The sequence below is a fragment of the Janthinobacterium sp. GW456P genome, from assembly GCF_002127655.1.
Lineage (GTDB): Bacteria > Pseudomonadota > Gammaproteobacteria > Burkholderiales > Burkholderiaceae_D > Janthinobacterium.
Genome location: NZ_NEHB01000071.1, coordinates 1 through 724, shown reverse-complemented (window position 1 = coordinate 724; position 724 = coordinate 1). Strand labels below are relative to the sequence as shown.

Annotated in this window: 2 tRNA genes and 2 rRNA genes; all 4 read left to right on the top strand. The window is 47.7% G+C overall.

Annotated elements, in window-relative coordinates:
- A 16S ribosomal RNA gene (locus tag CBW66_RS28255) occupies positions 1 to 75 on the top strand; the annotation flags it as partial.
- 100 nt (positions 76 to 175) lie between these two features.
- Positions 176 to 252, top strand: a tRNA-Ile gene (locus CBW66_RS28250).
- 12 nt (positions 253 to 264) lie between these two features.
- Positions 265 to 340 (top strand) — tRNA-Ala (locus CBW66_RS28245).
- A 250-nt stretch (positions 341 to 590) separates the two neighbouring features.
- A 23S ribosomal RNA gene (locus tag CBW66_RS28240) occupies positions 591 to 724 on the top strand; the annotation flags it as partial.

The following is a 724-nucleotide window of genomic DNA, read 5'->3' as shown; positions in this document are numbered from 1 at the left end:
ACGGTAGGATTCGTGACTGGGGTGAAGTCGTAACAAGGTAGCCGTATCGGAAGGTGCGGCTGGATCACCTCCTTTCTAGAGTTTGCACGAACCGGGTAACTGGTTCACGCATCAAATGTTCACACTTATCGGCTGTTTAATTAAGAAGAAACAGTAGTCGTAGTAGCACCGCGTTGGGGCTGTAGCTCAGCTGGTTAGAGCACCGTGTTGATAACGCGGGGGTCGTTGGTTCGAGTCCAACCAGCCCTACCAGTAAAAATTCCCGGGGGATTAGCTCAGCTGGGAGAGCACCTGCTTTGCAAGCAGGGGGTCGTCGGTTCGATCCCGTCATCCTCCACCAAGTACTTTGAAAGTCCAAACGTAAGTTAATCACAGTAAGTGATTGAATTTAGGTTTGATCTTTTAGCGATCAAAGCTGTTTCGTTCTTTAACAATCTGGAAGAAGTAAAGATTATTTATTGATCGGTTTGCCGTAAAAGGTGGATCGATGGGTAATGATTGTATGTATCAACAAACAAGCAACAACGTTGTACTTTCTTATCCCTGTAGCGCTCTTTGAGGACTTCGGTCTTCAGAGGCTAACGTTATAGGGACAAGCGAATAAGTGCACATGGTGGATGCCTTGGCGATTACAGGCGATGAAGGACGTAGTAGCTTGCGATAAGCTGCGGGGAGTGAGCAAACACACTTTGATCCGCAGATTTCCGAATGGGGCAACCCACCA